This window comes from Sphingomonas chungangi (assembly GCF_013778325.1).
Lineage (GTDB): Bacteria > Pseudomonadota > Alphaproteobacteria > Sphingomonadales > Sphingomonadaceae > Solisphingomonas > Solisphingomonas chungangi.
In genome coordinates this window covers 273,630-299,167 of record NZ_JACEIB010000003.1, presented here as the reverse complement: position 1 = coordinate 299,167, position 25,538 = coordinate 273,630, and the positions used below count along the sequence as shown (strand labels likewise).

Sequence of the window (25,538 nt, the reverse complement as noted above, 5' to 3'; positions counted from 1 at the left end):
GCCTTATGTCGCTCCTATCGATGGGTGGGTGGGTGATCATTTCCGTGATCCGACGGATCGGAAGAGCCGCGTTGCAATCCTGCCGCGGGCCTGTCGGGTTGACGGGACAGGATCGGCGTCACAGGAGGCCGCTCGAACAATGGGCACGAGGGTCGCGCACCGGTCATGATCGAAATCCTGCCGCTTACCGACATCGGCGAGGTCTTGCCGGGGAGTGATCTCGCTGCTGTCCTGATTGCGGCGCTCAACGAGGCCCGCATCGAACCGACGGCCGGCGACGTGCTCGTGGTCACTCAGAAAATCGTGTCCAAGGCGGAAAACCGCTTCGCCGACCTGTCAGCCGTGGTGCCAGGCGAACGGGCGGTCGCGCTTGCGAAGCAGACAGGGAAGGATCCCAGACTCGTCGAGCTCGTGCTGAGCGAATCGAGCGAAGTGCTGCGCTCGGTGCCCAACGTGCTGATCACGCGGCAACGCGCTGGCCATGTCATGGCCAATGCCGGCATCGACCGTTCGAACATTGGCAGCGCGACAGGCGAACAGGCGCTCTTGCTGCCGGAGGACAGCGACGCTTCGGCCGAGAGACTGTGGGTATCACTCGGAAAGCGCTGTGCTGTGGTCATCTCGGACAGTTTTGGACGACCTTGGCGCCACGGCGTGGTCAATGTCGCCATCGGTGTGGCGGGCATGCCATCGCTGATCGATCGCCGCGGCGACCTCGACCGCGACGGGCGGCGGCTCGAGGTGACGCAGATCGCGCTTGGCGACATGATCGCAACCGCTGCCGGGCTCGCCATGGGCGAAGGCGCGGAGGGAGTGCCCGCCGCGCTCATCCGCGGCGTCCGATGGAGCGGCCCCAACTCGCCGGCAAGCGCGCTCGTTCGCCCGCTCGAAGAGGATCTGTTCCGATGAGCCGTGTCGTCGTCCTGACCGGCGGTGTGGGCGGAGCCAAGCTGGTTCTCGGACTGTCGCGCATGATGCCGCCGGAAGACATCGTCGCGGTGGTCAATACGGGCGATGATTTCGTCCATCTCGGCCTGTCGATCTCGCCGGATATCGACACCTTGCTGTACACGCTCTCCGGAAAGGCCAACACCGCCCAGGGGTGGGGCCGTGAGAACGAGAGCTGGGGCTTTCTGGCCGCGCTTCGCGAATTGGGCGGCGAAGACTGGTTCGCGCTCGGCGACGGCGATCTGGCCTTGCATGTGCTGCGTAGCCATGCGCTGCGGCACGGTGAGCCGCTGTCCGCGATCGTCGGCCGATTGGCGCGCGCGTGGGATATCGGCACGACTATCCTGCCGATGAGCGACCATCCTGTCGCAACGATGGTGGATACGGACGAAGGCACCCTCCCCTTCCAGCGCTATTTCGTAGCTCGGCGATGCGAGCCGATTGTGAAAGCCGTGCGTTTCGAAGGAGCGCAAGCAGCCGTGCCGGCGCCGGGTGTTCTGGAAGCGATCACCGATCCGACAAACAAGGCCGTGCTGATCGCTCCGTCAAACCCGTTTCTGAGCGTCGATCCGGTGTTGGCGGTGCCCGGTATCCGCGAGGCGCTGGTACAGACGACCGTTCCTGTCGTCGCTGTGTCGCCGATCATCGGCGGAGAGGCCGTAAAGGGGCCGACGGCCAAGCTAATGCGCGAGCTCGGCATCGCAGTGAACCATCGATCGATCGCCGACCACTATCGAGACGTGATCGATGGGCTCCTCGTCGACGAGCGCGATACGCCGATCGATCTGCCGGTGGCGCACGCTTTTGCGGACACACTGATGCAGAGCCTCAACGATCGGATCAGGGTCGCCCGTGCGGCCATTGCGCTGGCGGACGCGCTACGCGCTTGACCTGGGCCGCGCTCGTCCCGCTCAAGGCGGAAGTTGCCCGCAAGAGCCGCCTGGCGGCGCGGCTTGCGCTAAACGACCGGATCGCGTTGAGCCATGCGCTGCTCGGGAGGTTGACAACAGCGTTGCACGCGGTGCCGCGGATCGGTTCGATCGCCCTGCTGACGGACGCGCCGCCCGTGGGCTGGAACGAACGCTGGATCCCGGATCGCAATCGCGGTCTCAATGCCGAGCTTGAGGCGGCGCGCTCCCTTTTGGAAACGCCGCTCGTGGTCATCCACCCCGATCTGCCGCTCGTGGAGCCGGGCGATTTGGAATTCCTGCTCGATATGGCCGAGGAAACCGGTTGCTCCATCGCGCCCGATCGCCATGGCGAAGGCACGAACGCTCTGGCGATGGCTCGGCCGGCTCCCCTGACTTTTCAGTTCGGCGCCCACAGCTTCGCCCGCCACTGTGCAACGCCGGGCATCAAGCTCACGAGCGTCGGGCGGCTCGGACTGTCGCTGGACTGCGATACGCCGGACGATCTCGATCGTGCGATCGCCGGAGGGTTCGTCCTCCCGTAGATCGGCGTTGAACGCAGGGCCTGATTTTCCGGCCTGCAGGTGCTGCAGCTCCTGCCGACGTCAACGCTTGGGCTCTCTTTGTCGAACGGCCGGTTTCAGCCTGCGGCCCCGGCCTGCTCGAGCTCCAGCTTCGCGGCATCGAATTCCGATCGGAATGACGGCTGCTCCATCAATCGCTCCGCAACCATGAGCCCGTAAGCCTCGCCTGCAGTCACATCGCCCGGAAAGTGGACCTCGCACACCAGGCGATTGTGCGCATAGTCCGCAGCGCGGGCCATGATCGCCGGGGCTTTGGCCGGCACGAGGCGAGCCAGGATCGCAGCCATCGAGAAGCCCATAGTGACGTGCCCGCTCGGATAGCTGCTCTGTGGCTCGTCGTCGGTGGCGCACGGATGCAGCGACGGATCGGTGACCCACGGGCGATTGCGCTTGAAGTGGTCCTTGGCCCGGTCGGCTGCGGCCTTTTCTTCTTCCCTGACGGTGTGGAAAAGAGCCTTCGTCGCCGGCAATTTCTCGAGATCGAAGCGCGCCCCCATGACCGCCGTGAAGATCGAGACGCTCTTTACGGCGTCGTCCGCCTTGGCGCGTGCCAACTCGTCGGGCGTGCGCATCCTGTCGATGACATGAAGCTGGGCGAGTTCCGCCTTGCCAAGCGCGGTATCGTCCTTTGGCGGCTCAGGAAGCAGCAGCGCCGGATCGAAATTGCCGGGATTGAGCAGCAGCGGGCCTTGCGGCGCGTGCTTGGCCGCCACGAGCATCGTGGCGGCGGCGAGAAGCATGAGACGGCGCATCAGAAGCGCACCGTCAGGTCGCCGGTGATCTGCCGGCCGGGCTGGAAGTAGAATTGGTCGCCCGTCTGGTTGTAGGCGCTGCCCGGATCGGCGGCGCCCGACAGGCCGAGATTGGTGATCTTAGTCGTGTTGAACAGATCGGTCACTTCCACACCTACTCTCAGGTTACGCCACTCGTAGCTCGCCGCGACGATCGTCGTGTTGTAGGATGCGATGCGCACGACACGGCCGCCGTCTTTCGCCGCAACCGAATTGAGGCCGGTGACGGGATCGAAAGTTTCGTTGATCGCATATTGGGGGCCGGTCCACTTGTCGATCAGCGAGAGGCGGATGGGGCCAGACTTGTAGAGGATGCCGCCCGCCGCCGTAGCCTTGGGTGCGTTGGCGACCTGGATATGCGTGGTTTTCTCCTTGGCATAGTTCAGGGAGCCGTTGGCGAAGACCGCGAGGCCGTGACCGACCACATAGGTCGCCTGCCCCTCCACGCCCTTGTAGATCACGCCACCCTGATTGTACCAGGCGGTGTCCGTGCTCCCGTCATCGAGCGTCACTGTCCTGCTCTGGAACTTGTTGTTGAAGTCGATGTAATAGGCGTCCGCATCGAGGCTGAGACGCGAGCCGTGGTAGACGGCGCCGGCCTGATAGTTGGTCGATGTCTGCGGCTTCACGGTCGAGTTGTTCGGGCTGGCAACATAGAGAACAGTCAATGACGGCGCGAGAAAGCCCTTGGCATATTGGCCATAGACCGAAACCTGCGGCGTGATCGCGTAGTTGATCGTCGCGAACGGCAGGTTCTTCTGATAGTCATGGCTGAACGCCTCGGCGTAGCGTGTCGTCTGGTTATAGAGCGCATTCACCTTTCGCTCGAAATCGACATGCTTGAAACCCGGCGTGATCGTGAGCCCAGCGATCGGGCGCAGCTCCAGTTCGACGAACTCCTCGGTATGGTTGCCCTCGGAATTCTGGTTGAACTTCACATATTGCGGTGTCTTGGCGCCCGTCACCGGATTGGTCTTCGCCTTCTCGGAATAGTTGAAGCCACCGGTCAGCAGGTTGACGTCGGTCTGCTGGCGGAAGGTGTCGCTATGCTCCAGCCAGAGGCCGGCGGTCAGCGCACCAAGGCCGAAGTCGACCCTGATCTTCGGGATGTCGCCCCAGACGCGATATTTGTTGGTCTTCGTATAGCCCGGGACGCCCGGCGCCGACGTGCCGTCGGCGAGCTTCACGCCCTTGGGATTTACTACGCCCGTCGGCATCGTCGTCGCGTTGGCGCCGCTCAGCGTCTCGTTGTCGTAATAATATGTATAGGCGGTGTTGGTGAATACCGAATTGGGTGCGATCTCCGCATCGAGCTTGGCGATCTCGAAGTCGGTCGTCTTCGTCGTGACATTGTACTTGTAATAGCTCAGGCTGGTCGGATCGTTGTTCAAGCTGTAATCCTTGCCGAACGCATTGACCTCCTGCAGCGTCGAGCCGTCCTTGTCGGGCTGGTTGAAGTGGTTCTTGTTGTAGGTCGACAGCAGGGTCAGCTTCACGCTCGATCCGATCGGGATCATCACCTTGCCGAAGAGATTCTTCTGGTTGTAGCCCGAATAGGTTAGGCGCCCGTCGGTCTTGATATACTGGCCGGACAGGGCGAACTCCGTGCCACCGAGCTTGTCGATCGCGCCCGACTGGGCGACGCCCCGGAACATGTAGGTATTGAAGCTGCCGTAGGTGCCCTTGAGCTCGACCGAGGGATCGGCGCGGGTCTCGCGCGAGAACATGTTGATATTGCCGCCGAACGTTGCCTGGCCGAGCTGGCTGGCATTGCCGGGGCCTCGATCCACCACCAGCGTCTCGATCGTGTTCGAGGGGAAGAAGGTGTTGGAATGGTGGGTGGGGTCGTTGGTGTCGCCGAACGGGACGCCATCATAGGTGATGTTGTACTCCCCGTCCTGGAAACCCCGGATCTGGGTCTTGGATTCGTTCAGGCCGACGCCATTGGTGGCACCCGAATTGCTCACCGATGGCGAGATCAGCGCGATCTGGTTGAAATCAGCACTTGCCGGCAGCGAATCTTCGATAAACGAGCGGGATACGATCGAGGCCGGCTGGGTTTCCTTGAGCGACGCCGTCACCGGCGCGATCTCGTTCGCCTTGGTAGCGGTCACCAGAATGTCCGAGCCCTCGGCGATGCCGTTGTCGGGAGTGCCCGGCGGCGCGTCGGCGGCGCGCGCGCCCTGGCTCGCGAGAGCGATCGTCAATGCGAAGACCGACGCAAATCGGGAGGTATGCGGTCGCCAGCGGAAAGCGGTCATGTCGTGTTGTCCCCGAGCAGTTGGTGCAGTGTTGGGCTGCGGGGTAGGAACGGTCCGTGACAGTTCGGCACGAATTCGGCCTCGAACCTTGCACATCTGCAACCTTGTAAATTTGCAATCCTATACGAGGAAGTGACGATATCCGCCGAATGCGCGGGCGCGTTCAGGAAGCGCGTGGCATTCCGCCCCGAACCGAGGCGTTCTGATCGTCGTTCGCCGGGATCCTTACCCTCACCTCAAGACCAGGCGATGCGTCGACAAGTTCGAGACTGCCGCGATGGAAGCGGGCGATGGCGCTCGCGATCGCCAGGCCGAGGCCGCTGCCCGTCCGCGCCGACGCGGCGCTGCCCCGCTCGAACGGCTTGGTGATCCGCACGAAGTCTCCCGTCGCGAGACCGGGTCCGTCATCGCACACGGTGATCATCGCACCGGATTCACCGCTCTCGAGCGCCAGGGTGACGTTTGTTCCTCGAGGCGTATGGGTCGCGACGTTTTCGATGAGGTTGATCATGAGCTGGTTGATCAGGTCCGGGTCGCCCGTGATCGTGACATCGTCGAGCTGACGGACCGCGAGGGTGCCGCCGCAATCGTTGATCACGGGCTCCATCGTGTCCGCGATGTCCTCCAGCAAAGGCCGCAACGAGACCTGAGCCATCGCGGTCGGATGCTGTCCGGTCTCGATTTCGGCGAGCCGAAGAAGCGCATCGAAGATGTTGATGATCGAAGTGCATTCGCGCTCGGCGCGCTCCAGGAGCGAGGGAAAGGTCACCTGATCATCCCGAGACGCGGTTTCGAGCAGGCTGCGCAGGCGCATCAGCGGCGTTCGCAGGTCGTGTGCCAGATTGCTGGAGAAGAGCTGCTGCGCCCGAACCAGCTCCTCCATGTGATCGAGCATCTGGTTGAGGCTCTCGCCCTGCTCGGCGAACATCCCGTCGAGCCGATCCATCGGAATCCGGCGGCTCAGGTCGCCGGCTGCGATGGCGGCTGCGATATGCTGTGTTTCGGACAGACGTTCGGCGGTCAGCTTGGCGAAGAGAAACGTCGCCGACACGCCGAGCACCAAGGCTACCAGACAGATCGCCAGCACCGCCCAGGGGAGGATCGCGTGCAACCCTTCGGCCGCTTCGCTGTGCTGGACGACGACGAACAGTCCGCCTCTTGGCAGCCGCTTCGCGAGCGCGCGTCCCTCCTCGACGTGCCGTCCGCCGCCCGTGAAATGAACGTAGGAGAAGCCGGCGGGCGGCGGCCTGATATCGAGACGGCCGGCGATCCGCCTGTCGTTCCGGTCGAACAGGATGTAGGTCCGCTCGCTGAGTACCTTGCGGTGCTGCCATTCCAGGATCGCTGCCTGGAGATGCATTTCGGCGGAAGGGTCACCCTCCACCTTCGCGACATATTTGTCCGCATGGTAGGTGAGGGACTGGTCGATGCGACTCGACACCCAGTGGTCCGCAAGCCCGAATCCGATTACCCCGATCGCGATCATGGCGATGGCGAAGGCCAGGCCAAACTGTATTGCGAGCCGGCCGAGGCGTGCGGGTCGCGCCAACGCGTCGCTGATCAAGCGCACCGTTCGGACCGCAAGATATAGCCGGCGCCGCGCTGCGTCTCGATCGGGTCGCACCCGATCTCCTGCAACCCGGTCCGCAGCCGACTCATGTTGCTCTCGATGATGTTGGTCGCGGTCGAAAAGGAATAGGACCAGACGGCTTCGAGCAGCATCGCCTTCGTGACGATGCGGTCTGCATTGCTCATGAGGTGCGCGAGCAGGGAATATTGCTTGCGGTTGAGCGCTGCGGTCTTGCCGCGAAAGGATGCGCGATGGCTGCTCGCATCGAGCTGGAGGCTTCCCACTTCGAGGCCGATCTTTCCAGGCCTCGACGTGCCCCGCCGGACCAGCGCATCGAGCCTGGCGGCAAGCTCGTCGAGGCTGAAAGGCTTGGCGAGGTAGTCGTCCGCGCCCCTCTGCAATCCCTCGATCCGGTTCTTCACCGATCCGAGCGCGCTCAGCATCAGGACCGGCGTGGTACTGCCGCTGCTGCGCATGTGGTCGATGACCGACATGCCGTCGATGTCCGGCAGCATCCGGTCAAGCACCACGGCGTGATGCGATCGCTCGGTCCATGCCTTGATCGCCTCCGCGCCCGTCCGGGCGAGCGTGGCGCTATGCCCGATATGGCCGAGTCCGGACACGATGTGATCCGCGATGACATGATCGTCTTCGACAATGAGAAGATGCATGGCGTACCCCTACGCGCGCATCTCATCGACAGCTTGTATGACGGATTGATGTCACGCCAGGCGTGCGGCCTCCGTGCACATTGGTGCGACCTCGTTCAACGCCCCTCCCCCCGAGATCGCTGGGCGAAGCGCTTGGGGGTCGCGCCGATCGAGCGCCGCGCCTGCTGAACGTATTTGGTGCGGTTGACGACGGCGATCGTCGCACGTGTCAGCAGTCGGCCGCGCCAGCGCATCGGCCGCATGACTTGGATGAAAAGCACTGCACGCGGCCTGTCGCTGTCGTTCCAGACTTCATGGTGGAAGCTTTCATCGAACATCAGCAGGTCGCCTTCCCCCCATCCGTGATTTTGATCGGCGACCTGGATACGGCAATCGCCGGCCTTGCCGGGAATGCGCAACCCGAGATGGATGTTGAGCAGTCCCTTGCTGAAGCCCCGATGACGGGGAACATGGGTCCCGGCGTCCATCACCGAATAGAAGGCGGTGACCAGATCCGGGATCGTGTCGAGCAGCGCCGCCGTGGCGGGGCAACGCGCCCGGTTCGAGACGACCTCGTAACCGTGCGCCTCGAAGAAGAAGCTGCGCCATTTGTCGTCGGGCGCGATGCGGCGGTGGTAGGACGCGATCCGGCCCAGCGAGGGAATCGCGTCGCGCTCGCCGAGCAGCAGGTCGCACTCGGCCTGGATCGTCCGCCACTCCGACGCCAATCGCTCGGTCCATGCGAGCAGCGATGGATCGAGGATGGGCGTCGTCGGGATCAACGACGCTGCTTCGATCCAGCTGTTCAACGTCGGGCGTAATTTCTTGCCAAACCGGAGGAATGCGGAGCCAGATCGCTTGACGGAAACGTCGGTCATAAGGTTCTGCCATGTCCCCGGAATGTTTCGGCGCCATCGTGCCATATCGAGCCATACCGGGCATCGAGCGGAATCAGTGTATCTGGCGGAGGTGACCGCCATTTGCCAGCCCCTGCAATCGCTTTGATCAGGAAATCAGATCGAACACCAGCAACTTGAGCGTACCGGGCCGCACTTTCGGCCTGCCGCGGCCTGATCCTATCTGGTCAGACGGCTCACTCGGCGTCGTGGACAGCCGAGCGTGTCTTCCAGGGATCGTCGGCTCTCAGGACGCAATTCCGGAAGACATGGTCCCACGGCACGACGAAGGGGAATATAGCGGCCATCAGGATGGCGCTTGCCATGGCGGCGCTGGCAGCAAGCGTGAGAAAGCCAAAGCGGTAGCGCAACGCGGATCAGCCAGATCGCTTTCCAGGTCATTCCGAAGAAAAGCAGCGGCAGCGTTTGCAGTGGGTAGCGCAGCCCAAGCAGTACCACGATGCCGACCGCTCCGAGCATACTGATGATCACACCCCGCATCAGCGCCAGCATATAGCTGAGATCGAGAATCTCCGGCCAGATTGTCAGCCGAGCCCGATGGTCAGCAGGAGGTAGCCCGCGCGTAACAGGTTGATTCCTCCTATATCGTCCAGGCGCTGTTCGGCATTCCGGGGCCGCTTGCGACCTCACCCTTCACGCCGACGACTTTGCCCAAGATCAAGGGGAGCCGCCCGTCCTTCGAGGCGAGCGTCTCGTTCAAGCCGAGCAATCAGATAACGACCTACGCCACGATATCGACCGGATATCGCGCGCCCTACCAGAACGCTAATGTCGGGTATGTCAGCCAGGTCAATCCGAACGACATCGCCATTCCGGCCGGCGCGACGTCCGACAAGCTGACCAACTACGAGGTTGGCGCCAAGGGTCGCTTCTTCAACGGACCGCTCAACGCCGCCGTTTCACTCTACTACATCACCTGGAACAATATCGAGGTCAACGCGAACCGGGTGTCGGACCAGATCCAGTTTGCGACTAATATCGGCGGCGCCAGGAGCCGCGGCATCGAATTCGACCTGGCATCGAACCCGAACAAGCTGTTCTCGTTCGGCGCCAACGGCTCCTATGGCGGCACGGAGATCACCAAGCTTACTGCCGAGCAGGCTTCGATCTCCGGCGCGGTGAAGGGCGATCGCCTTTCGGCGTCGAAATTCTAGGGGGCTGCCTACGCCCCGGTGAATTTCGACCTGCACGACATCCACGGAGATTTCCGCGCGACGATCGAGCATGTCAGCGCCTTTCCGAACGCTCTGCGAAATATCCTCGGGCAACCCGGCGTACAGAATCCGGCCTACGGCTTCACCGATACGTACAACAACGTGAACCTCGCGGTCGAGCTCAAGAAGGGCCTATACTCGGCAACTCGATCATCTATTTGCACCCTGTAGAGTTCATCAATGCGCGGGCGACAACGCTCAGGCCGCGGACGATTGGTGTTCGGCTGGGGTACAATTTTAAAAAATAGGCGATACCCATTATCGGAGATCACGAGCTACCCTCCGACCATTGCGCTTGGAGGGTAGTTCGCGTCTTAAACCGCCTTTCCCTCTTCGATCCATCCGCTCAACCGAATTGATCGAAGATGAGCACGGCCTTGTTCGGTTCGACAGGCTGCGTACCCCCGGCTAGAGGCGTCCAGTAGTAGTAGGCCTGATTTGAGATCAATCGTTTCGATTTCCGACACCACCAACCTGCCTACTTAAAACGAACGGATTAAGAGGACGGCCGGCCGTAGCTGCCTTTCCCGAAAAGGTTGGTTGACGGGATACGATGGCCGGATCGAACTTCGCCAACCGGCTCGCCTGGTTGGGCCTATGGACAATTAGGACGTTGATCGTGCGGTTCTCCCCGAGTTATCCGCTGAACACCTCGCGCGCTGTTAAGGCGTAATGGCGGGGTGTTCGGCCGGTTGTTCGCTTGAACGCGGCCCTGAACGCGCTCGGAGATTTGTAACCCAGCGAATAGGCCACGTTGTCCAGAGGCTCGCCGCGTGTCAGCCTCCGCCCGGCCAGGATCATCCGCCAGCGTGTCAGGTATTCGATCGGACCATCACCGACGAGTTGCACGAAGCGCGCCGCGAAGCTGGATCGTGACATACCCGCCTCGAGCGCCAGACTCGCCACCGTCCACCGCCGCGCAGGCTCGCGATGGATCGCCGCGATGGCGGCGCCCGTGCACGGGTCTGAAAGAGCAGAAAACCATCCGACCCCGTTCGACCTGTCCAGGTGCAGGCGGAGCGCCTGGATGAGGATCATGGCGGCGAGTTGTTGCGCCATCAGAAAGCCCCCCGGCTTACGATCCTTCAGTTCCTGGCGCAGGCGGTCGAACACCCAGCGCAGGGCTTCGCGCTCTCCGGGTCGGTGCAGATGAACGATGGGCGGCAGGATACCGTAGAGCATCTCCACCTGTGGCCCGACGAGGTTGAAATGCCCTCCAAGGACGGTCACTTCGCTGCCGCCGTTCAAAGTGACGAGGGACCCGTCCTCCGCGGTGCAGAAGTGACGTTTCCAATCGTCGGATGGATCATCCAGATCGCTGCCGATCCGAAACGGCTGCCCACGAGGAAGCAGGAAGCAATCCCCCTCCTCCAGCCGAACCGCTCTCTCTGCGCCATCGACCATGATCCAGCATCCGCCCGAGGCGACGGCGTAGCATTTGACACCCTCGTGAGCCTCGAAGCTGACCGACCATCGACCGCCGGCGGCGAACCCTCCGACAAGGTGGTTCCGAAGCTCCAAGGCTGAAATGACGTCCGATAGAGGATCCATGCTGGACGACCTCATACAAAAGACGGACGTTGACGCATAGATCGTCTGTCGAACCTCGGCTAGCCTCAGTCCATAATCGGCAGCGATCGAAGGGCGTGACCTCGTTTCGCGAGCGGGTGGAGTTGAGCGATGGCGGATGAAGCGGTGTTCGTGGTGGTCGAGGTTCTTTCTGTTGAAGATCCGGCCGGATTTCAACGCTACGTCCGGGAGGCCAGTGCGCTGATCGGGGCGCGAGGCGGCGAGCTCGTCGGCCGAGGGAGCAAGCCGGTCGATGACGAGCCGGGCTTCGGCCCGCTCGTCATCCAACGTTGGCGCTCGGAAATTGCCCTTCGCGCATGGTTCGAAAGCGACGCGTATCAACCGCTCAACGCATTGCGGCAGGCGAGCGCAAAGATGCGGGTCACGATCGTACCGAGCCTTGCTGTTTCGGGAAGCTGATCCGGGAGGAATAGCTGTCTTAGATAGGGCGTTCAGTCTCTTTTGTCGAAGGCCGTTCGGGCCCGCTCGACCTCCAAAAGATTCTCGCTTGCCCATATCCACACGCCGCAGAAGGCCGCCCCCAGTGTCACCCCGAGATCGGTGAGCGCATATTCGACCTTCGGCGGTACGACGGGGTAGACGGTCCGGTTGACGAGGCCATCCCGCTCCATGGCGCGCAATGTCTGCGTCAGCATCTTCTGGCTGATATTGCCGACAGCTTCACGGAGGCGGCTGAAGCGAAGCGTTCCTTGATCCGCAAGGGCCTCCAGGATCAACATGGTCCATTTGTCGGCCACCCGGCCGATCAGGTCGGTCACCAGCGCTTCTATGCGCGGATCGATTTCCACCGGCGGGGTCATCGCCGCGTATCGTTTTGCCGCCTCAATCTGCTTCACCGTGAACTTGGCGTTGCCCACCATCTCACTGTCTCCCTCAGGTAAGTATGGCACAAATTTGTGCCTTCTTTCCAAAGGAGAGTATGCCGATCACATGTGTGCCGACAGTCTCTCTTGAAAGACAGGCATCATGAAACTCTCTGGCAGAACGATCCTGATCACGGGCGGCAGCAGCGGTATCGGATTTGAATTGGCGGTTCAGCTGCTCGCCCGCTCCAATGTGATCATCATAACCGGGCGGGACGAGCAGGCTTTGAACGACGCCAAGCGCCGCTTTCCGGAAATCGAGACGATCCAGAGCGACGTCAGCGATCCCGACGCCATACGCGCACTGTTCAAAACCGTGATCGAGCGCTTTCCCCGCCTCGACACGCTGGTGAACAACGCGGGCATCATGCGTAATCTGAAACTCGGCGAAGAGCGCTCGATAGAGAACGTCACGCTTGAGATCGACGTCGATCTGAACGGCCCGATCCGCATGGTGCAGCAATTCCTGCCGCATCTCTTGAACCAGCGCGATGCGCTGATCCTCAACGTGTCCTCGGGATTGGCGTTCGTGCCCATGCCAATCTCGCCCGTTTACTCGGCCGCCAAAGCCGCGATCCACGCCTACACGCGCTGCCTGCGGGTCCAATTGGAGAAGAGCACCGTCTCGGTGGTCGAACTAGCGCCGCCCGCGACCGAGACGCCACTCTTCCGGGATGAGTTCGCCGAAGAGATGAAGGGACAGAAGGGTATGCCCGTGGATGTTCTCGTTCGCCGCGCAATCGACAGCGTGGAGGCTGGCAAGGTGGAAATCCGGCCGGGGCTGAGCAATATCCTCAAGATCGCCAGCAGGATCGCCCCAGGCGTCATCTTCAGGCAACTCGGCAAGGTTGGACGGCCGTAACTCGGCAGCTCCGCCCAGCATCCGAATGAGCGCCAGCCAAGCATCACGTTACGTCGCGGACAAGGTTGACGGCCGCAGGTGGCGCAACGTCGCCAGGCCGTGAAATCATAAGCGGCGGGCGAATACGCGTCGTGTGCCTCGAGGCACGACGCTAAGCGAGCATACCACCGTCGATCAGAATCTGAGCGCCCGTGATGTACGCTGCAGCCGCCGAAGCGAGGAAGGCGACGAGTTCGGCGACTTCCGCCGGCTGTCCGTAGCGCCCTAGCGGGACCGCAGCCTTGATCGCTGCAGCGCGCGCGCCTTCGTCAGGGTTCGCGTCCGTTTCGATAGGGCCCGGTTCCACGCAATTCACCGTGATCTGTCTCGACGCCAGGTCCCGCGCCCATCCCCTGGTCATCCCAGCGACGGCATGCTTGGTCATCCCGTATGCGCTGGCGCCGGGATACGGCACCCGCTCGCTGAAGAAGCTGCCGATATTGATGATCCGTCCGCCGTCGCGGAAATGATCGAGCGCCGCCGCGGTCGTGTGCCATACGCCACGCAGATTGACGTCGATCTGCCGATCGAGCGACTGGTCGGACAAGACTCCGATGGCCCCGTGTTCGGCGAGCCCGGCATTGTTGACGAGGATGTCGAGCGCACCGCCGAGCTGATCGACCGCGTTGCGCACCCCGGCCTTTACGGTTTTCGCATCCCCGGCATCCACGTTCAGGGCAAATGCGGTTCCCCCGGCGTTTAGGATCGCGTTCACGAGCGAGTCAGCCGGCTCGGCGCTTTTGGAATAGGTCAAAGCAACGGCCGCGCCGCGTTCCGCAAGCAGCCTCGCACAAGCCGCGCCGATGCCGCGGCTGCCGCCGGTCACGAGCGCCGTTTTACCCGCCAGGTCGAGCTTCTGCATGGTCACGTCGCAATCCTTCGTTTTCTGTCCGAACTCCGCTGCGTTGCTGCTCGCGCCCCAGGCACGCGCAGTCGAAGCGGTATGCCTGCCAATATACGGATCATTGTTCCGTTTTCAACATCGAAAGTGGATCGACGTTGTTCAGGCGCTCATTTGTCCAGGATTCGGGCGGATGCGCTCTCAGCATCGATCATCTGCTGGAGCTTGCGCCTGACCCTGACGGAGCCTTCGTCGATCCGCAGCATCAGCGGCTGCAGATCCGCGAGATCGCGCTCTCCGATCCGATCCTGCTGCGCGGCGATCATCGGTTCGTCCTCGGTCGTGAAGATCCGATAGCGCGTCTCGGCGAAGCGGGCGTTGAATTCCGCATCGTCGACCGCGAAGTCACGGGTACTGGCGAAGAAATAATGGGTGGAGCGGGCAGTCTCGGGCGTGAAGATGTGCACGTTCATCGTGGCCATGGCGTCGAGCGTCCCATCGCGCGGAGCGCCAGCCGGCAGGTTGCCCCCGCGGAGGGTAAGGATCGCGGGCGCGAACCACTCGACCGTGTTCCAATAGTCGACACGATCCTCCTCGGTAATGCCCCGGAACACGCGCATCAGGGGCGTGGGCACCTCGTTCCGGCAATCGCGCAGGACGGTGATCCGATCCGCCGCCTCGGTGATCCTGGCCCGCGTGCGCGTGAAGGCGCCCGAGCCAAGCGTGTCGGCGTGGAGATAATCCGCATGGGTGAGATCGAGAATGTTGTCGACGAACAGCTGATAATGTCCCTCGCCGTGCAGATAGCCCTTGCTGAACGCCGTGTCAGGGGCTTCATCTAGGAAGCCCAGATCGCATAGACGATCCACCCGCGCGTCGTCCGCATCGCCCATCCAGATCCAGATCGCGCGATAGGCCTCGACCAGCGCATAGCGCCTGACCGCCATCGATCCGACGACGGGTCCGTGCGGGTTGCGCACGCATCGACCCGAGCCGTCAAAGGCGAGCCCGTGATAGCCGCAGGACAGAACGCCATCCCCAAGCCTGCCCCGGCTGAGCGGCGCGAAGCGGTGCGGGCAGCGATCGTTCAGCGCCTGAACCCGGCCCTCGCCGTCGCGGAAAATTACGATGGGTTCGTCGAGAAAGCGTCGCGCGAGCAAGGCGCCCGCCGCGACTTCATCGGACCAGGCCGCGAGATACCAGCAATTGCGAAGATAGGACATCAGGGGCGTCCAGACGCGAATGCTTCGGGACGGATCGAACCCGTGGCATCGCCATCCGCCGCAGCATGGCGCGATCGCTCGCCGATCGCCCGGCCAAGGCCCAGCAGGACAATGCCCGTCACCAACCCCGGCACGGCCGCCGCCATGAATACCTCACCCGGGTTCCAGCCCCTGGCGAGCGCGAGCCCCGCGAGCACCGGCGCACCGCTCGCGCCGATCCGGCCGACACCGAATGCCCAGCCATAGCCCGTGCTTTTGATCGTCTCGGGATAGGTCTCGAGCACGAGGAACATCATGCCCGCATTGTAGGCGCAGATCGCCGCCGCCACGACGAAGATCAGGATCGGCGCAACGCCCGCCGCGAGCAATGCGGGCAGGAGCAGCATCGCCGCTATATATAGGGCGATCTCGGCGGTCATCACTTTGTAGATGTTGAACCGCGTGGCGAGCCAGCCTTGGCCCAGCGTGCCGAGCGCGCCGCCGATGCCGAACATCGCGGCGGCGTTGAGGCCGGCACTCGACGAAAGGCCCGATTTCAGCAGTAGCGACGGCGTCCAGTTCATCACGAAATAGAGGATCGCCTGGTTCATGATGAAGCCGAGCCAGAACAGCAGCGTGAGCCGCCACAAGGGTGCGCCGAACAGGCTGGCGACTGGTTGCTTGCTGTTGCGCTGCGCGCCGACATCATCCGCATCGACGATGACGCTCGTCACGCTGCGATCGGCGAACAATCGCGCTACGGCAGCCACCGCGCGCCGCTGATCGCAGCCCGTTCGGACCAGGAAATAGATAGACTCCGGCACCATGATCGCGGCAAGCAGCGTGAGAGCTAGCGTTCCGCCTCCGGCCAGCGCCAGCACGACGCGCCAGCCGGCGCTTGCTTCCGCCGCTCTCGCCAGCACACTACCAAGCAACGAACCGAGCGGCACGAAGGCCACCATCAGCGAGACGACGCGACGGGATACGCGTCGGGGCGAGAATTCGGAGGCCAGCGAGATCAGGTTGGGGAGCGCCGCCCCCAGACCCGCCCCCGTGACGAGCCGGATGGCGACCAGCCCGTCCAGCGTCTCGGCGCGCGCCGTCAGCATCGTGCAGAGACCGGCAAGCCCCATGCCGATCAGGACGACCCGCTTGCGGCCGAGCCACCGGTCGGCAAGCGCGCTCATCGTGAGCGAGCCGATGATCGCCCCGACGAGCGCGGCGGAGAAGACCAGGCCGAATCGCTCGATCGAGATGCCGAGATCGTGGCTCATGTCGTGGGCGATCAGTCCGAGCAGTTGGTTGTCCATTCCGTCGAACAGGACCAGCACGCCCAGCATCAGGATGACGAGCAGCTGTCGGCGGTTGAGGCCGCCGTCGCGCAACTGCCGCGAATAATCGAACACCGTACTCATCGGCCGCCTCTTCCCAACGCCCCGCGTCGCACCCTCGTGACATCCCCGTCGGATCTGCGTGGCGCGCCACAGACCGTCAAAACTTGGTCGATACCTGGACCGCGATCGAACGCGGCCGATCGACGATCGCCGTCACGGCGTTCGATGCCGTCGAACTCGCACGATAGGATGCCGTCACCTTGTCCGTCACGTTCTTCGCGATCACCGCGATCTCCCAACGATCGCGCTCGTCGCTGATCGCCGCCCGCAGATCGAGTTTACCGTAGCCGGACTGGTAATAGAGCGGATCGTGAATCGGCTGCTGGTAATAGCCGCTGGTAAAATAGACCCAGGCAGCGAGATCGGCCTTGAGATTGCCCGTCAGCGCGAAGCTATAATCGACGTTGACGCTGCCGCTCCAGTCGGGCGCATAATCCTTGCGCTTGCCCGCGAGATTCTGGGTGCAGCTTTTCCCGAGCGCAACGACCTGGAGCTGTGTGCAGGGCGCGTTCGGATAAGCGAGATAGCGCGCATCGAGATAACCGAGGCTCGCGGTGATCGACAGGCCCCGCAGCGGCACGGCTCGGACGTCGAGATCGACACCGCGCGACCGCGCCTTGCCGACATTGGCGATCGTCGAGACGGGCACGCCGGCGGCACTGTAAACCGTCGTCGATTCCTGCAGATCCTTGTAACGCGCATCGTAGAGCGCAATATCTGTGGTGAGCAGCTTGTCGAACCAGGAGGCCTTGAGGCCGAGCTCGTAGGACTTGACCGATTCCGGCCCGAACGAGTCGACGCCGTTGCCGATCGCCCAGCCGCCGGCCTTGAAGCCCGTCGTGTAGGAGGCATAGGCCATCACGTTGCGGGTGAGGTCATATTGCGCGTTGATCGACGGCATGAACTTGTCGTCGGTGCGATGTTTGACGAGGTAGTCGCCCGCCGGGAAGCCGATCGCGGTGAAGGCCGTGGTTGCGGCCGGCGACAGTTCGGTGCCGGGGATGACGCGGCCGTAGTCATCGCCCTCGCCGACGATCGTGGTGCGGTCGTTGGTCTTGTGGATCGAGCTGTAGCGCGCGCCGAGGTTGAGCCGCAGCTTGTGCGTCAGATGCAGCGTCGCTGCAGCGAACACCGAGCGGTTCTGCTGGTGCTGGTTGGCCGTCACCAGTTGAGCGATCGGCTCGGTCGGGCTGACGCCCGGCAGGCGCGCACCGAACGGCGCGAAATAGAAGCCGTAGGATTCCGATCCGACCAGATGCGAATTGTCGTAATAGGCGCCCAGCGTATATTCGAGGAACTTGCCGCGCTCGGACTCGAAGCGGAACTCCTGGCTGAACGAGTGGAACCGCTCGGGCTGGGTGATCGGGAGGCCGCTGGTGCTGTGGACGGCGACCACTGCGGACTGGGGCACCGCCTGGCCGACGAAGCGGTTGATTTCGTGCCAGTAATAGCCCGTCGTCGAGGTCAGTGTGCCGGCGCCCGTCGTCCAGGCCGCACTCAGCACGTTGTTGACGGACTTCAGGTAGAAAAAGGAATCGCCGGCAGCCGTGTGATAGTCGAGCTTGTTGTCGGCATGTCCTTCGGCAATCAAGCTCGCGCAGCCTGCCTGGGGTGCGCCATAGCCGGGCGCGGGCGGACAGTTGAGCACCTCCTGCATCTCGTCATGCTTGTCGTGCAGACGGGTGAAGTCGGACCGCAGATTGATGTCGAGCGTGCCCGGCACCTGATAGCGGAGCGCAAGCCGGCCCTGGAAATCCTGGTTGTCCGGTCCCTTCTTGTCGATGCGATAATTGTAGAGATAGCCGTCCATGCCGGAGACGCGCGCCGCCGCCCGCGCCGAAAAGCCGTCGCCGATCGGCCCGCCGACCGCGGCCTGCACGTCATATTCGCCGTCCGACGGCGAATAGAGGCCAGAGGCATAACCTTCGAAGGTCGAGGTCGGCTTGCGCGTGGTGACGTTGAGCGCGCCGGCGATCGCATTGCTGCCGAAGAAGGTCGATTGCGGGCCCTTCAGCACCTCGATCCGGTCGAGATCGAGGAAACCGGCGCGGGTCGACTGGGAGCGGCTGATGTACACGCCGTCGATGAAGGTCGCGACCGACTGTTCGAAGCCCATGTTGAACCCCGAGCCGATGCCGCGGATGTTGAGCGCGTCCGACGGGCCGCCCTTGTTGACCTTGATTCCGCTCAGGCGATTGCCGAGATCGTTGAAATCGGTGATCTGGGCCTTGCGCATCGTGTCGCCGGTGGCGACGGCGACCGCAACCGGCACATCCTGCAGCCGCTGTTCGCGGCGCTGCGCAGTGACGACGATTTCCGCGCTCGCCGCCGACGCAGACGCGCCTGCAGCCTGCTGCGCGAAAGCCCCAGCAGGCGCCAGAATTCCGGCAGCCACGATGGCACCGAGCGCGACCCCGCTCCGATAAAGCCTCGCTTGCGTCATGATCTTTCCCCTCTCCGCGCGGCCTTTGCCAGGCTCGATCCGAATCCTCGGAGACGAGCTATAGTCGCCGATATTTTGTCATGCAAGCATAAGCTATGGCATCATAACATATCAAGTCCGATAACCGGCTACACCTTTGGCGTGTTCGTCCCAGAGCACCCAGCCGCAGCCTGCAGTTGCGATATGCGCCGGGAAATAATCGACGATCTCGCAACGATGACGCGCCTGTACGGCCGCCATCGCGCCCGCCGTCACCAGCCAGGTGCGAAGCTCGCCCGTGCCCGAATCGGTCGCCGCCGAGCGGAACAAGAAAAGCGATTGCAGCGCGTCGAGGTCTCCCTCCTCCAGGCATCGCAGCACCCAGCGATCGAGCGGCTCGTCGACCCAGCCCGACAGCGGGCCCGAAGGATCGTGCGACATTCCGCCGCTGCCGTAGATCGCGATCGGCTCCGGCCACGCTGCGCAGATCTCGCCAATCGCACGGCCGAGCGCGAGGCAGCGCTCGCCGCTCAGCACGGCCTTGGATCGCTCGATCGTCTTGACGATGATCGGCACCACCGGGATGTCGAGCTTTGGCATGATCAGCGGCAGCGGCCTCGTCAGCGCATGCGGGGCACGACGTTCGGGGCGCCCTTGCGGATTTATCGCGCGGCTGATCGCGACATCGAAATCCTGCGCCACGAGCGTGCGCTGGAGGTGGGCGGCCAGTTCGGTCGCCGTCTCGATATGAACGCCGAAGCGGCCCGCATCTTCCCAGAAGCGTAGTGGCGGGTCGGCATCGAAATCGCCGTAATTGTGGAAGCCGTCGATTCCCGCTTCGCCCGAATAGATCATCACGTTGGGCAGGTTCGCGGGCGAGAACCATTCGTCCTGATCGCCGGCGACGACGATCATCGCGGCCGGCGCCGCCTGGGCGGTGGCCGCCTGTAGCCGGGCGAAGGCCCGATCGCGACGCATGATCCAGTCAGCGACGCACGCTTCGTCCTGCCGGAACGTCTCGATCGGTTGTGGGATGCCGCCACTGATCACCTCGAAATAACGTTGCCAGCCCGCGAAGCTGTCTTGGAACAGGCTTGGAAAGTGGGACGATGCCATCCCCAAGGTAATCGGCATGGCTCAGCTCTCCCAACGGACGAAGGCGATGCCGGCAGCGGCGTGGTGGACCGGCAGATAGTCGATGACACGTGCCCGGCAGCCTGCCTCCTCGAACGCGGCCGCGGCGAGCGTCCACAGACGCAGCTCACCGGAACCTCCCTCAAGCGTCCGCGAGCGTGCCGCCCAGATCGTTGCGATCTCCCGGGACTGGCCCCGGACGAGGCGGGTCAGCATCCACTGATCAAGGACGTCGTCGATCCACCCGGCCATCGGACCGCCCGGATCGCCGGACATGCCGCCCGTGACCAGCAGACCGATGCGCCGGTCGGCAAGCGCCGCCGCCGCCGCGAGCGCCCGGCCGAACGTCGCGAGCCGGCGACCGGTCGGCATGGGATCGACATGACAGTTGATGTGCAGCGGGATGATCGGCACGCCCCCGCTCAACCGTGACACCGCCTCGCTGAGTGCCGCGGCGGCTCCCTGGCGCGGATCGCCAATCGGCCTGAACGCCCCACGCGCTTCTGCGACATCGAAGCCCGCCGCAACGAGTTCCTCGATCAGAAGCTCCGCGATCGCCTCGTCGCAGAGGTGGCTGTGCCGACGGGAAGGCTCGTCGAGGGCGGCGATCGCCGGGTCGCCCCAGATCTCCCCACCGACCTGGATGTGCATCTGGGGGATGTTGGACGCATCGAATACGGTGCCGCGATCGGCGTGGAGAACGATCAACGCGTCGAGCGATGCTTCCGCTATCGCCCCTGCGAGCGCGGCCAATCCGGCATCGATTCGCCGCGCATAGTCGTCGAGCAGCGCCTCGCCCTCGAGCGCGCGGCGCGCCGGCTGCACGACGGTCCCGACCAGATAGCTTGCCACGGCAGGCCATTGGTCGCGCGGCCTGTACATCAGGGGCGAATAGCTCACTCCCGCTCCGAGCACGATCGGCATCCCGCCTCCTCATCTTCGCGGCGCTCGCCGCCTGTTTCTCCACGCCGTCCCTCTTCGGGTTGACAGCATAATACTTTGCTAACATAACTTATGTGGCAACAGCAACAGGCGGCGGCATATGGCGCGTCGGACGAGAGAACGCTGAAAGGGCAAGGCATGAAACGCGATTCGATTGATCCGCGGCTGGTCGCTGCCGGGTCGGGACTGATCGACAGGTCGATCTTCGCCGATCAGGAGATTTTCGAGCAGGAGATGCGGGACGTCTACGGCAAGTCCTGGTTGTTCGTCGGCCACACCAGCCAGATCCCCGATAAGGGCGACTATTTCGTCTCGCAGGCGGGACGCGACGCGGTGGTTGTGACCCGCGACGCGGACGACCGGATCAACGTCCTGCTGAACGTCTGCACGCATCGCGGCATGCCGGTCTGCCGGTACGACAAGGGCAATGCCAAGCGCTTCACCTGTCCCTATCACGGCTGGACCTTCGCCAATACCGGCGACCTCACAGGCCTGCCACTCTCCAGCGAAGGCTATGGCGGGAAACTCGATCGCAAGCAGTGGGGTCTCATCAAGGCGCGCGTGGCGATCTTCCACGGATCGATCTGGGCGACCTTCAGCGACGAGGCGCCCTCGTTCGACGACTCGCTCGGCGACATGGCGCTGATGCTGCGCGAATTCATGCAAGGGCCGGACGGCGAGGATGACGGCCTCGAGACGATCGAGGGCATCCTCAAATACGAGATCCACAGCAACTGGAAGTTCGGCGCCGAGAACAATGCCGGCGACCTGTACCACGATGTCAGCCACAATTCGGTCCAGCGCGTCGGCCTCGCGCTGTCGGGCCTGCGCGGGCGCCACGTCTGGGATGCCGACAAGCAGACCTTCAAGATCCTGAACGTCGCCTACCCGGCCGGTGGCCATGCCGCGCGCGTGAGCCTCTACGACAAGGCGGGCCGCGACTATCAGTCGCAATGGGCGATGCTGCCCGAGGTCGACGAATATTTCCGCGACGCGCATTACAAGCGTCAGGAAAGGCTTGGCGAGCAGGGGCGCATCCTCAACCGCGGCGGGATCGTCTTCCCCAATATCGCCTATAATTCCGCCGGTCGCTGGCAGATCACCATGTGGGTGCCCCGCGCGCCCAACCGCACCGAAGTCTGGAAATGGTATTTCGTGCCCAAGTCCGCGCCGCAGGCGGTCAAGGACGCGCTGCGCCATTACCTGCTGCGCTATGGCGGGCCGACCGGCATGGTCGAGCAGGACGATATCGAGAACTGGGCCTCGGCCCAGATCGGCGCCGAAAGCGAGGCCGCGCGCCGCCTGCCGATGAACTACACGCTGCACATGGGACATGCGCAATGGGCATGGCCGGAGCCTTGGCTGGGCGAAGGCGCCTATGTCGACGAGGGCGTGTCGGAACACGCGCAGCGCGTCTTCTACCAGCGCTGGGCGGAGATGATGGGCGGCGTCGTCCACGCCCGCGAACTGGAGGCGAGCCTGTGATCGGGGATATCGAACGCGAAGCGCCCGTGACGACACTCGATCATCGCGCGCCCAGCCTCAAGGAGCGGATCGAGGATTTTTTCGCACTCGAAGGCGAACTGCTCGACGAGCGGAATTTCGACGCCTGGCTCGAACTGCTGGCGGACGACGTCCGCTATTGGATGCCGGTTGCGCGCAACATCAAGCATGATGCGCTGGAGACCGAATATACCCGCGAGCGGCAGGACGTCGCCTGGTTCGACGAGGACAAGCACACGCTTCTCCAACGTGTGATGCAACTCCAGGGCGGCGACCATTGGGCGGAGGAGCCCTTTTCACGCACAACGCACATCACCACCAACCTGCGGATCGAGAGCGTCGCCAACACCGAGATCACCACGCGCTGCCGCTTCATCGTCTATGTGAATCGGCGCGAGCAGGAGATCCGGCTTTTCGTCGGCAAGCGCACCGACGTGCTGCGTGTCGACGGCGATGGCTTCCGGATCGCGAAGCGTTCGATCTTCCTCGATCAGAGCAAGCTGCTCTTCAAGAACCTCACGACTTTTTTCTAGGGGCGAGCGCCGGAGCATGGCGGCTCAAGGCCTCACGCTCCGTCGCCGCCGGATTGGGCGGCCGCTCCGGTCTCGATCTCGACGAACCGGTCGATGTTCGAATAGCAACGCTTCAGAAAGTCGGTGAATTGCTTCACCTCGGCCTTGGAAAATCCGTCGACAAGCGCACCGAGGAACTGCTGGCGCCGCTCCGCGACCTTCTCGGCGAGATCCTTCCCCCTCGGCGTCAGGAAAACCAGCGTCTTGCGACGGTCGGTCTTGTCGGTCTTGCGCCGGAGCAGGCTGGCCGTCTCCATCGCGTCGATCGCCTTGCCGATCGCGGCATCCTTGAGATCCAGCCGGATGCCGAGCTCGCGCTGCGACATGCCGTCGGCCGCGCGCAGCACCGCCAGCGGATACCAGGCGCTCAGATTGAGCCCGAATGGGCTCAGCATGATCTCGATCGCGCGCACCTCGCGGATGCGGATGGTGCGGACGAGATAGTCGATTTCGCCATCGAACAGCGGATCGAGCGCGGCATGCGTCGCCTGATATTTGTGCGGCCCCGCCACCCCGGTCGCGGATTTCGACGGTTTTTTGGAACGGACGGCCAAGGATATCTCTCCGCTGGTGAGAATGGACGAAAAATGCTCTGCTACCATAATTTATCCATCCGGCAACGCCCTTCCCGTCTAGTGGCATCTGGGTATTTGCAGCATGATCGGAGAATGGCCATGGCCGGAAGCGCAAGGGGCGTGGCAACGACCTCTGGAGGTGGCTCGTGAACGCGCCGGCCGGTCAGGCCTATGACTATATCGTGATCGGCGCGGGATCGGCGGGCAGCGTCATCGCCAATCGGCTGAGCGAGGATCCGGTCGCGCGCGTGCTTCTGCTCGAGGCCGGCGGCGAGGCGCGCAGCCTCTACATCGCCATGCCGCTCGCCTTCCGGCTGCTGCGGACCAAGAATCTGTTCGACTGGGGCTATCAGTCGGCGCCCGAACCCATGGCCGATCACCGCGTCCTGCCGGTCGCGCGCGGCCGCGTGCTCGGCGGGTCGTCGTCGGTCAACGGCATGATGTATTCGCGTGGCCATCCCAGCGACTACGACCTGTGGGCGCAGAGCGGAGCTCGTGGTTGGAGCTTCGAGGACGTGCTCCCCTATTTCAGGAAGTCCGAGCGCAACTGGCGCGGGGAGACGCCCCGACATGGCGGTTCCGGCCCGCTGGCCGTGTCCGCGCCCGACGGATCCGACCCGCTCACCCATGCCATGCACGACGCCGCGCGCAATCGCGGCTATCGGGTGGTCGAGGATTTCGAGGCCGACGATCCTGACGGCTTTTCGCTGCCCGACCTGACGATCGACCGAGGCCGCCGGGCGAGTACCGCCGAAGCCTTCCTGAGGCCCGTGCGCAGGCGGGCAAACCTCACGATCGAGACCCACGCGCATGCGACGCGCGTCCTCATTGAAAATGGCCGCGCGACGGGCGTGGAATATCGGCAGGGCGGAAAACTTCGAACCGCACAGGTCGACTGCGAGGTCGTCCTGAGCGGCGGCGCCTTCGCCTCGCCGCATCTGCTCATGCTCTCGGGCATCGGCCCGGCGGCGCACCTGCGCACGCACGGCATCACGGTCGTGGACGATCTCGACGGTGTGGGTCGCAACCTGCAGGACCATGTCGTCGCGCCGATGATGTTTCGCGGCAAGCGGCGTTTTGCCTTCGGCGAGGGGCTGCGTGCCGATCGCCTCGCTCTGGCGGCTTTGCGTTGGCAGTTCACGGGGAAAGGCCACGCGGCGAGTGTCCCGCTCACCTCGATCGCCTATTGGCGCTCCCGCCCCGATCTCGCGCAGCCCGACATGGAGAATATCTTCGTGCCGACGAGCATGGCCGCCCAGATCTGGTTTCCCGGATGGCGTTCGCCGATGCCCGACATGCTGACCTCGCTGAACGTCGTGCTGCGTCCGGCGAGCCGCGGGTTCGTCGAGCTGGCCTCCGCCGATCCGGTGGCCGGACCGCGCATCCAGTACAATCTCCTCGCCGAACGCGAAGACGTCGAGCGGCTGCGGATGAGCATCGAGTGGACGCGCTCGCTGATGCGCGAGAGCGCGCTGTCGGACTTCATCGGCGAGGAGAGTTTTCCAGGCGCCGCCGCCGAAGGCGACGCCGTCGACGCCTATGTCCGCAAGGTGGTCGGCACCGCGCACCATCCGGGCGGGACGTGCGCGATCGGATCGGTCGTCGATCCGGAGCTTAGGGTCGTCGGCATCGATGGCCTGCGCGTCGCCGACGCCTCGGTGATGCCGGAGCTTGTCGGCGGCCACACGAACGCGGTCGCCATCATGATCGGCGAGAAGGCGGCGGACATGATCAAGGCGCGGCGGGGCTGAGGCCC

General features: G+C 63.7%; 25 protein-coding genes. 10 read left to right on the top strand and 15 right to left on the bottom strand.

The annotated features are described in order from the left end of the window. The first annotated feature begins 165 nt into the window (after positions 1 to 165). From cofE to cofC, 3 genes are read left to right on the top strand one after another with little or no spacing between them, the layout of a single operon-like run. Positions 166 to 909, top strand: coding sequence for a coenzyme F420-0:L-glutamate ligase (cofE, locus tag HZF05_RS05725; protein ID WP_160363410.1), 744 nt, complete (start codon positions 166 to 168; stop codon positions 907 to 909). Next, a complete protein-coding gene (cofD, locus tag HZF05_RS05720; RefSeq protein WP_160363409.1) occupies positions 906 to 1,838 on the top strand; it encodes a 2-phospho-L-lactate transferase in 933 nt (310 codons plus the stop codon). Before cofE ends, cofD begins: the two co-directional genes overlap by 4 nt. Next, positions 1,835 to 2,401 (top strand): 2-phospho-L-lactate guanylyltransferase, encoded by a 567-nt coding sequence (gene cofC / locus HZF05_RS05715; protein WP_160363408.1) that lies wholly within the window; start codon positions 1,835 to 1,837, stop codon positions 2,399 to 2,401. Before cofD ends, cofC begins: the two co-directional genes overlap by 4 nt. A 95-nt stretch (positions 2,402 to 2,496) precedes the next feature. Here cofC and HZF05_RS05710 read toward each other — a convergent pair whose 3' ends face one another. The 6 genes from HZF05_RS05710 to HZF05_RS05685 all read right to left on the bottom strand — a co-directional run bounded on the left by HZF05_RS05710 (position 2,497) and on the right by HZF05_RS05685 (position 9,121). Beyond that, positions 2,497 to 3,180: a phosphatase PAP2 family protein gene (locus HZF05_RS05710; protein WP_246331611.1), complete on the bottom strand. Its 684-nt coding sequence runs from the start codon at positions 3,178 to 3,180 to the stop codon at positions 2,497 to 2,499. Positions 3,181 to 3,191: 11 nt separating this feature from the next. Beyond that, positions 3,192 to 5,492, bottom strand: a complete 2,301-nt coding sequence (locus HZF05_RS05705; protein WP_160363406.1) for a TonB-dependent receptor — start codon at positions 5,490 to 5,492, stop codon at positions 3,192 to 3,194. Between the two features lie 163 nt (positions 5,493 to 5,655). Further along, positions 5,656 to 6,933 (bottom strand): sensor histidine kinase, encoded by a 1,278-nt coding sequence (locus HZF05_RS05700; protein WP_343046839.1) that lies wholly within the window; start codon positions 6,931 to 6,933, stop codon positions 5,656 to 5,658. A gap of 119 nt (positions 6,934 to 7,052) precedes the next feature. Beyond that, positions 7,053 to 7,733, bottom strand: a complete 681-nt coding sequence (locus HZF05_RS05695; RefSeq protein ID WP_160363405.1) for a response regulator transcription factor — start codon at positions 7,731 to 7,733, stop codon at positions 7,053 to 7,055. Positions 7,734 to 7,828: 95 nt separating this feature from the next. Beyond that, on the bottom strand, positions 7,829 to 8,494 hold the full coding sequence (locus tag HZF05_RS05690) for an aspartyl/asparaginyl beta-hydroxylase domain-containing protein (RefSeq protein WP_181638804.1): 666 nt from the start codon (positions 8,492 to 8,494) through the stop codon (positions 7,829 to 7,831). Between the two features lie 294 nt (positions 8,495 to 8,788). Continuing rightward, on the bottom strand, positions 8,789 to 9,121 hold the full coding sequence (locus HZF05_RS05685) for a hypothetical protein (RefSeq protein ID WP_160363403.1): 333 nt from the start codon (positions 9,119 to 9,121) through the stop codon (positions 8,789 to 8,791). Between the two features lie 155 nt (positions 9,122 to 9,276). Here HZF05_RS05685 and HZF05_RS05680 point away from each other — a divergent pair, with 155 nt between their 5' ends. Then, positions 9,277 to 9,783 carry a TonB-dependent receptor domain-containing protein gene (locus tag HZF05_RS05680; protein ID WP_160363402.1) on the top strand — a complete coding sequence of 169 codons (507 nt, stop codon included), beginning with the start codon at positions 9,277 to 9,279 and terminating at the stop codon, positions 9,781 to 9,783. Positions 9,784 to 9,801: 18 nt separating this feature from the next. After that, complete coding sequence (locus HZF05_RS05675) at positions 9,802 to 10,014, top strand: hypothetical protein (protein ID WP_160363401.1); 213 nt, start codon at positions 9,802 to 9,804, stop codon at positions 10,012 to 10,014. A gap of 465 nt (positions 10,015 to 10,479) precedes the next feature. Here HZF05_RS05675 and HZF05_RS05670 read toward each other — a convergent pair whose 3' ends face one another. Then, a complete protein-coding gene (locus tag HZF05_RS05670) occupies positions 10,480 to 11,394 on the bottom strand; it encodes an AraC family transcriptional regulator (protein ID WP_160363400.1) in 915 nt (304 codons plus the stop codon). 129 nt (positions 11,395 to 11,523) lie between these two features. Between HZF05_RS05670 and HZF05_RS05665 the strand changes: the two genes are divergently transcribed. Continuing rightward, positions 11,524 to 11,832, top strand: coding sequence for a DUF1330 domain-containing protein (locus tag HZF05_RS05665; protein ID WP_160363399.1), 309 nt, complete (start codon positions 11,524 to 11,526; stop codon positions 11,830 to 11,832). A 32-nt stretch (positions 11,833 to 11,864) separates the two neighbouring features. On the opposite strand, the gene HZF05_RS05660 is transcribed toward HZF05_RS05665, so the two are convergent. After that, positions 11,865 to 12,233: a winged helix-turn-helix transcriptional regulator gene (locus HZF05_RS05660; RefSeq protein WP_220129746.1), complete on the bottom strand. Its 369-nt coding sequence runs from the start codon at positions 12,231 to 12,233 to the stop codon at positions 11,865 to 11,867. A gap of 166 nt (positions 12,234 to 12,399) precedes the next feature. On the opposite strand from HZF05_RS05660, the gene HZF05_RS05655 reads away from it, so the two are divergent. Further along, entirely contained in the window at positions 12,400 to 13,158 is a 759-nt protein-coding gene (locus HZF05_RS05655; RefSeq protein WP_160363397.1) for an SDR family oxidoreductase, read from the top strand. A gap of 151 nt (positions 13,159 to 13,309) precedes the next feature. Here the strand turns inward: HZF05_RS05655 and HZF05_RS05650 are convergent, their stop codons facing one another. From HZF05_RS05650 to HZF05_RS05625, 6 genes are all read right to left on the bottom strand, one after another. Continuing rightward, entirely contained in the window at positions 13,310 to 14,059 is a 750-nt protein-coding gene (locus HZF05_RS05650; RefSeq protein ID WP_160363734.1) for an SDR family NAD(P)-dependent oxidoreductase, read from the bottom strand. A gap of 149 nt (positions 14,060 to 14,208) precedes the next feature. Then, positions 14,209 to 15,261 (bottom strand): aromatic ring-hydroxylating oxygenase subunit alpha, encoded by a 1,053-nt coding sequence (locus HZF05_RS05645; protein ID WP_160363396.1) that lies wholly within the window; start codon positions 15,259 to 15,261, stop codon positions 14,209 to 14,211. Further along, positions 15,261 to 16,655, bottom strand: a complete 1,395-nt coding sequence (locus HZF05_RS05640; RefSeq protein WP_160363395.1) for an MFS transporter — start codon at positions 16,653 to 16,655, stop codon at positions 15,261 to 15,263. The genes HZF05_RS05645 and HZF05_RS05640 overlap by 1 nt, the downstream gene beginning before the upstream one ends. 76 nt (positions 16,656 to 16,731) lie before the next feature. Then, complete coding sequence (locus HZF05_RS05635; protein WP_160363394.1) at positions 16,732 to 19,077, bottom strand: TonB-dependent receptor; 2,346 nt, start codon at positions 19,075 to 19,077, stop codon at positions 16,732 to 16,734. Positions 19,078 to 19,188: 111 nt separating this feature from the next. Further along, positions 19,189 to 20,190, bottom strand: a complete 1,002-nt coding sequence (locus HZF05_RS05630) for a DODA-type extradiol aromatic ring-opening family dioxygenase (RefSeq protein ID WP_160363393.1) — start codon at positions 20,188 to 20,190, stop codon at positions 19,189 to 19,191. A 3-nt stretch (positions 20,191 to 20,193) separates the two neighbouring features. After that, complete coding sequence (locus tag HZF05_RS05625; RefSeq protein ID WP_160363392.1) at positions 20,194 to 21,114, bottom strand: DODA-type extradiol aromatic ring-opening family dioxygenase; 921 nt, start codon at positions 21,112 to 21,114, stop codon at positions 20,194 to 20,196. Positions 21,115 to 21,270: 156 nt separating this feature from the next. Between HZF05_RS05625 and HZF05_RS22110 the strand changes: the two genes are divergently transcribed. Together HZF05_RS22110 and HZF05_RS05615 are read left to right on the top strand one after the other, a co-directional pair. After that, the gene (locus HZF05_RS22110; RefSeq protein WP_281367464.1) at positions 21,271 to 22,617 is read left to right on the top strand and encodes an aromatic ring-hydroxylating oxygenase subunit alpha; all 1,347 of its coding nucleotides are present in this window, start codon (positions 21,271 to 21,273) and stop codon (positions 22,615 to 22,617) included. After that, positions 22,614 to 23,168, top strand: a complete 555-nt coding sequence (locus tag HZF05_RS05615) for a 3-phenylpropionate/cinnamic acid dioxygenase subunit beta (protein ID WP_181638819.1) — start codon at positions 22,614 to 22,616, stop codon at positions 23,166 to 23,168. Before HZF05_RS22110 ends, HZF05_RS05615 begins: the two co-directional genes overlap by 4 nt. Positions 23,169 to 23,200: 32 nt before the next feature. On the opposite strand, the gene HZF05_RS05610 is transcribed toward HZF05_RS05615, so the two are convergent. Then, on the bottom strand, positions 23,201 to 23,761 hold the full coding sequence (locus HZF05_RS05610; RefSeq protein ID WP_160363389.1) for a MarR family winged helix-turn-helix transcriptional regulator: 561 nt from the start codon (positions 23,759 to 23,761) through the stop codon (positions 23,201 to 23,203). Between the two features lie 167 nt (positions 23,762 to 23,928). Here HZF05_RS05610 and HZF05_RS22260 point away from each other — a divergent pair, with 167 nt between their 5' ends. After that, positions 23,929 to 25,533 (top strand): GMC family oxidoreductase N-terminal domain-containing protein, encoded by a 1,605-nt coding sequence (locus tag HZF05_RS22260; RefSeq protein ID WP_160363388.1) that lies wholly within the window; start codon positions 23,929 to 23,931, stop codon positions 25,531 to 25,533. The last annotated feature ends 5 nt before the right edge of the window (positions 25,534 to 25,538 follow it).